The following is a 10009-nucleotide window of genomic DNA, read 5'->3' as shown; positions in this document are numbered from 1 at the left end:
GAAACCGACGGTTCTTTCCTCTTGCTGCCACAGGTCATCCTCGAAATGAGCCTGTCACCGCAATTACCGTGTCTCATTCCAGGGGTGCAGTCCAACGCTGTCACAGTAACTCCAGCTGAATGAAGGCAGGTCCGGGCCGTGCTGAATGATGCGCGGAAGCTAGCTGGGGAGCTGTCGTGAGCTGCCGAAGAGACCTCGAAGACGAGCCAGCGTAGATCGCAATCGTTGTTGACGAACGCGGTTGCGGGGACCTGCAACAAACAGCCCCCTGGACTTCCGCCACTCGTTATTTTCGTTACATCCTAATTAATGAGCGAGTCTGGCCTGCTTACTCCGATCGCGGATATTAGCGGCTCGGGAGCCCAGGCCCGTCCGTAGCCGGACTTTTGAAGGGCCGTGGCCAGGTCGCATTCAGTAGCTTGACAGCCCGAACAACTCAATTGAAGCCGGGCAGTGTCACGATGCGAAACTCTTGAGTTTGGCTGGGGCTTCGCAGTTGGAAATTGATTCGATGACGCGGCACTCGGCCACACGACCTCCTCTGCAGCACGCTAACATGTGCTGAAGCTCGCCACGAAGCGCGACGAGCCGCTGAATTTTGCTGTCAACGGCCTCAAGGTGCTCGCCGACAAGCGCATCGATCTCTCGGCAGGAGCCCTCGGGCTGGTCCTGCAATTCGAGCAAGGTGCGGATGGCCTCGACCTCGAAACCCAACTCGCGCGCGTGGCGGACGAAGACGAGGCGCCGGATGTCGCTGTCACGATAACGGCGACGGTTGCCATCGGATCGCGGCAAAGGTGGCAGGAGGCCGATCTGCTCATAATAGCGGATCGTCGGAACCTTGAGGCCGGTGCGTCTGGCAACCTCGCCGATGGGACATTCGTCACCCATTTTGGAGACCTTTCTCTTGCTCCTCTAGTCACTAGAGGATGCAAGATCTGAGTTCAAGTATCGAGGATGAAGCATGGCGGGCTGCTGCAATGACGAATCGTGTTCCCCTGGCGGCCCAGCGCCCAGCAACCCCGCGTGGCGCCGCGTCTTGTGGATTGCGCTCGGCGTCAACGGGGTCATGTTCCTGGCCGAGATCGGAAGCGGCATCGCGGCTGGTTCGGCTTCCTTGCAGGCCGATGCGCTGGACTTCCTCGGGGATACGGCGAATTACGCAATCAGCCTCGGGGTCGCCGGCATGGTTCTGGTGTGGCGAGCCCGCGCGGCGCTTTTGAAGGGCATCACTTTGCTGGTGCTCGCCTTGTGGGTGATCGGGATCACGGCCTTTCAGGCGTGGTCCGGCACTCTTCCGAAAGCAGAGGTGATGGGCGTCGTTGGCATACTGGCGCTCGTCAGCAATGCTGCGGTAGCCGTCTTGCTTTTCCGCTACCGGGCCGGGGACGCCAATATGCGCTCGGTCTGGATATGTTCGCGAAACGACGTGATCGGTAATCTGGCCGTGCTGTTGGCGGCGGCGGGCGTGTTCGGAACCGGCACGGGTTGGCCGGATATCATCGTTGCAGCGATCATGGCCGCGCTGGGGATTTGCGGCGGCGTCCAGATCATCCGTCATGCGATGTCCGAACTTCACCCTTCGGCGCCAACAACGCGGCCGATTTCATCAGGGCAAGTCAGCAGCGCAACTATTAGATTCCGAAAATGATCGAACGCGTGAGAGTGGCGCGGTTGGCGTTTACGGGCCTCGGGTTTGCAGCCGGGATCGCGGTTGCAAGCCTTGCACCCGGCGTGCCGGAAACTGTGCGCAAGTTCGCGGGATTGGCTTTTGCGCCTGGCACCGTGCAATCGCCCGACTCTGCTGGGCAGCCGCGCGGCGAAGGCAGCAAGGCGTCGGACGACAAGCAAGCGGTCGTCAGCCTGACAGACGAGCAACTGACGGAAGCGCACATCGATCTGGCACAGATCGAAAGCGGCATCCTCGCTCGCCGCATCATCGTTCCCGGAACAATTATCCCAGTCGCCGACCGGATCGCGAGAGTCGCCGTGAAACTCTCTGGCACTGTGGCGGAGCTGCGAAAGAATATCGGCGATCCAGTGATCAAAGGCGAAGTGCTCGCCATCCTTGAAAGCCGTGAAGTCGCGGACGCCAAAAGCGAATACCTCGCCGCCCGCCTCACCAATGAGTTGCAGCAGACATTATTTCAGCGCGACAAAATGCTATGGGAAGGTCGCGCATCCACCGAACAACAGTTTCTCAGGTCCCGAAACCTGACTGCGCAGACTGAAATGAAATCCAATATTGCCCGCCAGAAGTTGTTCGCGCTTGGTCTCAGCGAAAGCGAAATCGCGGCTCTGCCAAACGAGCCGGAAGCCCTGCTGCGTCGCCAGGAGGTTCGAGCGCCGATGGCAGGCCGCGTGGTCGAGCGCAAGGTCGATCTCGGCATGGCGGTCGGACGGGATAATCTAGAGACCGAACTGTTCGTGATTGTCGATCTCGATCGTGTCTGGGTCGAACTCGCAGTGAGTCCGACCGACCTCCCCGCGATCAAGGAGGGGCAGCCCGTGTCGATTGCGGCCCGTGGAATCACGGAAAAGCCCGACGGCAAGGTCGTGTTCATCACTCCTGTCGTCGACAAGGACTCGCGCGCGGCGCGCGTGGTTGCGGAAGTTGCCAATGAGAGCGGCGCATGGCGGCCGGGTTCGTTTGTGACCGCTGCGGTCGCGACCGGCGAACAAGCGGTTTCCATTGCCGTGCCAACCAACGCCATCCAGACGATCGGCGCTGGAAAAGCTGTGTTCATCCGTACGACGGAAGGTTTCGAAAAGCGCTCGGTGGTGACCGGCCGGAGCGATGACCGCTTAACCGAGGTGCTGACGGGTTTGAAGGCCGGCGAGACCATCGCCGTCACCAACACGTTTCTGCTCAAGGCAGAGTTCCTCAAGTCGTCCGCCGAGGACTGAGGGGATGATCGAATACATCCTCGCCGCATCAGTGCGTCGCCGGTGGTTGGTCGTGCTCGTGACGCTTGCTGCTGCGCTCTCCGGCGCGTGGTCTCTTACCAAGCTGCCAATCGATGCCGTCCCCGACGTGACCAACGTCCAGGTCCAGGTCAATGCCCTCGCGCCGGCGCTCTCGCCTATCGAGATCGAGAAACAGGTCACCTTTCCAATCGAAACGGCGCTGGCCGGCACGCCCGGTCTGGAATTGACCCGTTCGTTTTCGCGCAACGGTTTTGCCCAGGTCACCGCCGTCTTTACCGACAGGACAGACATCTACTTCGCGCGCCAGCAGGTGGCGGAGCGTCTTACCGAAGCAAAGGCGAGCCTGCCGCCCGGCGTCGATGTCCGGACGGGCCCGATCTCGACCGGGCTCGGCGAAGTCTATTGGTGGTCGGTGGAGTATCTGCCCGCCGAAGAGACCAGTTCGGTCCGCGACGGCAAGCCGGGATGGCAGAGTGACGGTTCGTATCTCACCCCCGAAGGTGAGCGCCTCGCCGACGAATTTCAGCGCACCGTCTATTTGCGTACCGTGCAGGACTGGATCATCCGTCCTCAGATGAAGACCGTGCCGGGTGTCGCGGGAGCCGACGCGATCGGCGGATACGTGAAGCAGTACCTTGTGCAACCGGATCCGGCGCGCCTGATCGCCTACGGGCTGTCTTTCGGGCAAATCGTGCATGCTATCGACGCCAACAATGTCAGCCGTGGCGCGAACATTATCGAGCGTAACGGCGAAGGCTATGTGGTACGCACCAGCGGGCGCGTGGAAAACCTCGGTGATATCGAAGAAATCGTCGTCGCGACCCGTCACGCCGTTCCTGTGCGGATCAGGGATGTGGCGGAGGTAGCGCTTGGCCGCGAACTGAGAACCGGCAGTGCAAGCGTGAACGGGCGCGAGGTGGTGCTCGGGACGGCCCTGATGTTGGTCGGCGGCAACAGCCGGACCGTCGCGGCCGCGGCGGCGAGCAAACTCGACCAGATCAACCGCACCCTGCCGCCCGGCATCCGCGCACGCACGATGCTCAATCGCACCCAACTTGTCGATGCCACGATCCGCACCGTGGCAACGAACCTCGCCGAAGGGGCGCTGCTGGTGGTACTGGTGCTGTTCCTGCTGTTGGGCAATTTCCGCGCGGCATTGGTGACGGCCGTCGTCATTCCCGTCACCATGCTGATCACCGCGACCGGCATGCTGCAAGGCAGGATCAGTGCGAACCTGATGAGCCTCGGAGCGTTGGACTTCGGGTTGATCGTGGATGGCGCGATCATTATCGCCGAGAATTGCCTTCGCCACATGGCGGAGCGCCAGCGCGAACTTGGCCGGAGCATGTCGCTGAGCGAGCGTCTCGACCCTGTGACGATGTCCGCGACCGAGATGATCAGACCGACGGTGTACGGGCAAGCCATCATTATTCTCGTCTACGTGCCGCTTCTGACCTTCACCGGCGTGGAGGGCAAGACGTTCGAACCGATGGCCATGACGGTCATCATCGCCCTGATCACGGCTTTCGTGCTTTCGTTGACCTTCGTGCCGGCGATGATCGCAATCTTCGTCAGCGCACGCGTGCAAGAGACCGAGAATTTCATCGTCCGCGGCTTGAAGACGCTGTATCAACCTGCGCTTGGCGCGGCGACACGATCACCCATCGCGGTGATCACCGCCGCGATTTTGCTGTGCGTCGGGGCCACCCTGCTGTTCGCACGGCTTGGCCAGGTGTTCACGCCAACGCTCGACGAGAAGAATATCGTGATGGAAGTCAGGCGGATTCCCAGCACGTCGCTTGCACAATCGCAAACAATGCAGCTCAGTATCGAGAAGGCCGTCAGCCAACTGCCGCAGGTTGCGTTTGTGTTTTCCCGGGTCGGCACGCCGGACCTGGCGGCCGACCCGATGCCGCCGAATGCGGCGGACACTTACGTCATCATGAAGCCGCGGGACGAATGGCCCGATCCGCGGATACCCAAGGACGAATTGATCCGGCAGCTCGAAGCTGAGGCATCCAAATCCCCTGGCAACAAAGTTGAGTTTTCCCAGCCCATCCAGATGCGCTTCAACGAGCTGATTGCCGGTGTGCGCGCGGACCTGGCAGTGAAGGTCTTCGGCGACGATTTTTCCTCCATGCTGCGCGCGGCCAACCAGATTGCCGCTATTCTCAAGGAAATCGAGGGTGCGGCCGACGTCAAGGTGGAGGAGGTGCAGGGCCTGCCGGTTGTGGAGATCAGAATCGACAAGGCGGAGATCGCCCGTCGCGGCCTGAACCTTGTGGACGTGCAGGATGTTGTCGGTGTCGCCATCGGTGGCAGCCCGGCCGGACTCGTGTTCGAGGGCGATCGCCGTTTCCAGATTGTTGTCAGACTTGCCGATTCGCAACGCAGCGAAGTCCTGGCGCTGGAAAATCTGCCGGTCACCCTGCCACAAAGCGGGTCGGGTACCGGGGCGGTTACCGTTCCCTTGCGCCAGCTTGCGAGTTTCCATGTGGGCGAAGGCCCCAATCAGGTCAGCCGGGAAAACGGCAAGCGGCGCGTGGTGGTGACAGCCAACGTGCGCGGTCGCGACATCGGCTCGCTTGTCGATGAGGCACAAGCGAAGATCGCGGAGCAGGTCGCGCTGCCTGCCGGGTATTGGTTGGCTTGGGGCGGCCAGTTCGAGAATTTGAGCGCCGCGCGGCAACGGCTCATGATTGTTGTGCCGCTCTGCTTTGGGCTGATATTCCTGCTCCTCTTGGGCGCGCTGGGTTCCGCCCGCGACGCGCTGATCGTGTTCAGCGCCGTTCCCCTGGCGCTCACTGGAGGAGTGGTGGCGTTGTGGCTGCGCGATATGCCCTTTTCGATTTCGGCGGCGGTCGGCTTCATCGCGCTGTCGGGCGTCGCCGTTCTCAATGGACTCGTGATGTTAAGCTTTATCAGGCAGCTCATCCATGACGGGGTATCGAAGCAGGAGGCCATTGTCGTTGGCGCGCTTACCCGTCTGCGCCCTGTCGTGATGACCGCGCTGGTCGCCTCTTTGGGTTTCGTGCCGATGGCCATTGCAACCGGGACCGGAGCCGAGGTGCAGAAACCCTTGGCCACCGTGGTGATCGGTGGTCTGATCAGCGCGACCTTGCTGACGCTCGTTGTTCTGCCCGCGCTGTATGCGCGATTTTCAAGCGGACCGCGCAATTTGACAGGTTGATCGCCCGAGCGCGCTACCTGGTTCTAGAATCTGAGGTTATTTTAGGGGACGGGATTTGAACCTATGACCTCAAGCTCATGAGCCTGACGAGCGGGCGCAGCCGACCCAGCCCCGGTCAATCGCTGCATGCATAACTAACATGGCGCCACGTAAGCTGGCCAGCGCCACATCCGGCGCCGGCCATATCCCACCGCTACTACTGCGACCGGTCCGAGGTCCAGCCCTTGTACTCGCCGACATTGTCGCGCGTCACGAGTTTCGACGGCAGCAGCTCGACGGTGGACGCCGGCTTCTGGCCGTTGAGGATGCTGACGCCGACCTGCACGGCGCGGCGGGCCATGAAGAACGGGTCCTGCGAGGCGGAGGCCTGGATCTGCGCCGCCTGCGGGTCCTTGAGCGCTGCTTCGATATCGGGCGCGCCGTCGACCGCGGTGATGACGATGCCGGTGCGGTGCTGCTGGCGCGCCGCGAGGTCGGTGCCGATCGCCTGCGGATCGTTGATGGCGAAGATGGCGTCGATCTTGGCGAAGCGGGTCAGATAACCCTGCGCCACCGTGAGGCCGCCTTCGCGCGAGCCCTTGCCGTCCTGGTCGTTGGACAGAACCTTGATGCCGGGGTTCTTGCCGAGCACGTTCTTGCAGCCGACGACGCGATCGATCACCGCGGAAACCTGCGGGCCGTTCTCGATGATCACGTCGCCTTTGCCTCCGAGCTTGTCGACGATGTATTGGCAGGAGATCTCGCCGGCCTGGACGTTGTTGGTGGTCACCGTGGCGTCGGCGCCTTCGGCTGCGGTGTCGACCGCAACGACGACGATGCCGGCGGCCTGGGCCTTCTTGATCGCCGGGCCGACCGCCTTGGGATCGCCGGGATTGAGCAGGATCAGGTCGACGCCGGCGGCGATGAAATTGTCGATCTGGGTGACCTGCTTGCCGAGATCATACTCGAAACCGACGGTGGTGATCTTCACGTTGGGATTGGTCTTTTTGGCCTCGAACTCGGCGCCCTTCGACAACGCGACGAAGAACGGATTGCCGAGCGAGCCCAGCGAAATGCCAACCGACTTGAGTTCCTTGGCGAAGGACGGAGCAGAGCTCAGGACGAGCGCCATCGCGGCGCCAGCAAGCGAGATCGTCTTCAACATTGGCTTCCTCCCTGGTCTGTTGATTCTCCGGCACGGCGACCAGTTGCCGTGACGGAATGAACATGAGGGCGCAGCTCCGGCTGCATCTCTCCCGCGCTCAAGTGCGGGCCGAGCCCTGCAGCCGATAGCGATCCAGCGCCACCGCGCCGATGATCACCAGGCCCTTGATCACATATTGCCAGACGTCGGACACGCCGATCAGGATCAGGCCGTTCGACAACACGGCAATGATCAGCGCGCCGACCAGCGTTCCCCAGATCGAGCCGATGCCGCCGACAAAGGAGGTGCCGCCCAGAATCACGGCGGTGATGGCGTCGAGCTCGTAGGACTGGCCGAGCTGCAGGCCATTGGCGGCGTAGAGGCGCGCCGCCTGCATCGCGCCGCCGAGGCCCGCGAGCAGGCCGGACACGGCATAGACGAAGATCAGCACGGCCCAGACCTTGATGCCGGCGAGCCGCGCGGCGCTCTCGTTGCCGCCGACCGCGTAGATGTGCACCCCGAGCACGGTGCGCTTGAGCACCAGCCACGACACCAGGATGACCAGCAACGCGATCACCCAGAGCCAGGGTATCGACACGACACCGGGAATGAGAGTCACGGCGCCGTTGCCGATGAAGGCATAGGGAATCGACGGATTGAACACCGTGGTGTCGGCGCCGAGCAGGCGCGCCGCACCGCGCACGGCGGTCAACGACCCCAGCGTGACGATGAAGGGCGGCAGGCGCAACAGCGCGATCAAGGCGCCATTGAGGATGCCGAAAACGGCGCCGGTGAGCACCGCGGCCGGCAACCACAGCGCCCCGAGATCGGGGAATTTGGAGACGATCAACCCGGCCATCGCCGACGCCGCCAGAATGGAGCCGACCGAGAGGTCGATGCCGCCGGTGAGGATGACGAAGGTCATGCCCGCGGCCAGCACGGTATTGACCGCGGATTGCTGCACCACGATGCCGATGTTCTGGCCGGTGAAGAAGCGGCCGTCCGACAGGACGTGAAAGCCGATGCACAGCAGCAGCAGCACCGGCAGCATGCCGACCGCGCGAATGATCATCCGCGTACGCTGCCGCTTCGTCTCCTGCGCGGCGGCAACACCGGACCCGGCTGGGGCGGCCCTTGCAGGTACGGTGTTGGAGGAAGCGCCGTTCTCAGGCATCGAGCTGCTCCGTTCCGGTGGCGAGTGCCATGATCTCCTCCTGATTGAGCGGCGATTTCGCGTCCCGCCGGATCTGCCCGGCGATCTGCCCCGCGCGCATCACGACGACGCGGTCGCAGATGCCGATGATCTCGGGTAGGTCGGACGAGATGACGAGAACCGCGGTGCCCGATTTCGCGAGATTGTCGATGATCGAATAGATCTCGGACTTGGCGCCGACGTCGACGCCGCGCGTCGGCTCGTCGAGGATCAGGATTTTCGGACCGATCGCGAGCAACCGCGACAGCAGCACCTTCTGCTGGTTGCCGCCGGAGAGCCCGCCGGCGGGAACGCCGACATTGGCAGCGCGGATTCCGAGCGCCGCGAACGCGCGCTTGGCGCGGTCACGGGCCTTGTCGCGGTCGAGGATGCCGCCGAATTTCGCATCGCGTCCCAGCACAGCGAGATTGATGTTGTCGAGGCAGGACATGTCGAGGAACAGACCGAGCGCCTTCCTGTCCTCGGTGAGATAGGCAATGCCCGCGTCCAGCGCCTCGCCGGGCGTGCGGATGCGGACCGCGCGGCCCTCGATCTCGACATGGCCCGAGATCATGGGCGCGGCGCCGATGATCAGATGCGCAAGCTCGGTGCGGCCGGCGCCGACCAGGCCGGCAAGGCCGACGACCTCGCCCGCATGCACCGTCAGCGAACATCCCTTGACGCGCCTGTTGTCCGCGATGTCGACGGCCGCAAGCACGGGAGCTCCCGGCCGCGCCTTGAGATCATGCTCCTTCTTGTAGAAGGACGAGACGTCGCGTCCCACCATCATCCGGACGATGGCGTCGGCGCGGATGTCCGGCTTGTCGAGCGAACCGACCAGCGTGCCGTCACGCAGCACGGTGACGCGGTCGCCGAGCGCATAGACCTCGTCCATGCGATGCGAGATGTAGATGATGGCGAGACCTTCGGCGCGCAGCTGGCGAATCAGCGCGAACAGCCTTTCGCTCTCGCCGGCCGACAGCGCGGTGGTCGGCTCGTCCATGATCAGTATCCTGGAGCGGGCATGCAGCGCGCGCGCGATCTCGACCAGTTGACGCTGGCCCATCGAGAGATTGGCCACCAGCGTCTGCGGCGTGAAATCGGCGCCGAGCCGCGCTAGGATCGGACCGACGCCGGCCTGCATCGCCTCGCGCGCCAGCAAGCCGCCGCGGGAGACCTCGCGACCGAGATAGATATTCTCCGCAACGCTCAGATTGGGGGCGAGCGAGAGTTCCTGATAGATGATCGCGATGCCGGCCGCGCGGCCGCCGTGCGGGCCGCTGATCTGCACCGGCTGGCCGTCGATGCGGATTTCGCTGCCCGGGTCTGGCCGGTAGGCGCCCGACAGGATCTTCATCAGGGTGGATTTGCCGGCGCCGTTCTCGCCCATCAAGGCGTGGATTTCGCCGGCGTAGACGGTGAGGTCGACGTCGCGCAGCGCCTTGATGCTGAAGAACGATTTGGAGACCCGGCGCATCTCGAGGATGGGCTCGCTCATCACACCTCCCCGGCGCGCCGACGGCGGCATCGTAATCTCACCCGCGTCTCGTTCGGTCCCTAGCGCGTGGCGCATTAA

At 63.2% G+C, this 10009-nt stretch carries 7 protein-coding genes; 3 read left to right on the top strand and 4 right to left on the bottom strand.

The window, feature by feature from the left end:
- Positions 1-456: 456 nt before the first annotated feature.
- Entirely contained in the window at positions 457-891 is a 435-nt protein-coding gene (locus tag IVB27_RS41715) for a MerR family transcriptional regulator (protein WP_247348181.1), read from the bottom strand.
- A 148-nt stretch (positions 892-1039) separates the two neighbouring features.
- Here IVB27_RS41715 and IVB27_RS41710 point away from each other — a divergent pair, with 148 nt between their 5' ends.
- The 3 genes from IVB27_RS41710 to IVB27_RS41700 are packed head-to-tail and all read left to right on the top strand — an operon-like array spanning position 1040 to position 6118.
- On the top strand, positions 1040-1651 hold the full coding sequence (locus tag IVB27_RS41710; protein WP_345947006.1) for a cation efflux transmembrane domain-containing protein: 612 nt from the start codon (positions 1040-1042) through the stop codon (positions 1649-1651).
- Complete coding sequence (locus IVB27_RS41705) at positions 1648-2907, top strand: efflux RND transporter periplasmic adaptor subunit (RefSeq protein ID WP_247348177.1); 1260 nt, start codon at positions 1648-1650, stop codon at positions 2905-2907. Before IVB27_RS41710 ends, IVB27_RS41705 begins: the two co-directional genes overlap by 4 nt.
- Positions 2908-2911: 4 nt before the next feature.
- Positions 2912-6118, top strand: coding sequence for an efflux RND transporter permease subunit (locus IVB27_RS41700; RefSeq protein WP_247448317.1), 3207 nt, complete (start codon positions 2912-2914; stop codon positions 6116-6118).
- 196 nt (positions 6119-6314) lie between these two features.
- Here the strand turns inward: IVB27_RS41700 and IVB27_RS41695 are convergent, their stop codons facing one another.
- The 3 genes from IVB27_RS41695 to IVB27_RS41685 form a co-directional block, all read right to left on the bottom strand.
- Positions 6315-7262 carry an ABC transporter substrate-binding protein gene (locus IVB27_RS41695; protein WP_247348173.1) on the bottom strand — a complete coding sequence of 316 codons (948 nt, stop codon included), beginning with the start codon at positions 7260-7262 and terminating at the stop codon, positions 6315-6317.
- 97 nt (positions 7263-7359) lie between these two features.
- On the bottom strand, positions 7360-8415 hold the full coding sequence (locus IVB27_RS41690; RefSeq protein WP_247448316.1) for an ABC transporter permease subunit: 1056 nt from the start codon (positions 8413-8415) through the stop codon (positions 7360-7362).
- On the bottom strand, positions 8408-9931 hold the full coding sequence (locus tag IVB27_RS41685; RefSeq protein ID WP_247448315.1) for a sugar ABC transporter ATP-binding protein: 1524 nt from the start codon (positions 9929-9931) through the stop codon (positions 8408-8410). Before IVB27_RS41685 ends, IVB27_RS41690 begins: the two co-directional genes overlap by 8 nt.
- Positions 9932-10009: the final 78 nt, after the last annotated feature.

Source organism: Bradyrhizobium sp. 197 (genome assembly GCF_023073375.1).
Lineage (GTDB): Bacteria > Pseudomonadota > Alphaproteobacteria > Rhizobiales > Xanthobacteraceae > Bradyrhizobium.
The sequence above is the reverse complement of the archived record's forward strand: the minus strand, read 5'-3'. Positions and strand labels throughout refer to the sequence as shown.